Source organism: Psychroserpens mesophilus (assembly GCF_050617655.1).
GTDB lineage: Bacteria > Bacteroidota > Bacteroidia > Flavobacteriales > Flavobacteriaceae > Psychroserpens > Psychroserpens mesophilus_A.
Map to the genome: position 1 here is coordinate 1 of NZ_JBODQC010000354.1, position 250 is coordinate 250.

Genomic DNA, 250 nt, shown 5'->3' on the forward strand with positions numbered 1-250 from the left:
TGGTCTAACTGAGGAAGGTGCACCCGAAGTTTTAGCAAATGGAGGTTCTTGTATTGCAGGTCCAGATGGAGAATGGATAGTTGAACCAATTTTACATAAAGAAGGATTAATAATAGAAACTATAGATTTTAATAGAGTTTTAGAAGAACGTCAAAATTTTGATGCTGTTGGGCATTATTCTAGGCCAGATATAACCAAACTACATGTAAACAGAGAAAGACAAAGTACAGTTTCTTTTGACGAATGAAAT

At 34.4% G+C, this 250-nt stretch carries 1 pseudogene; it reads left to right on the forward strand.

The features are described 5' to 3' along the window. Positions 1 to 247 (forward strand): annotated as a pseudogene (locus ACRHNM_RS17560) (carbon-nitrogen hydrolase family protein); the annotation flags it as partial. Between the last annotated feature and the right edge of the window lie 3 nt (positions 248 to 250).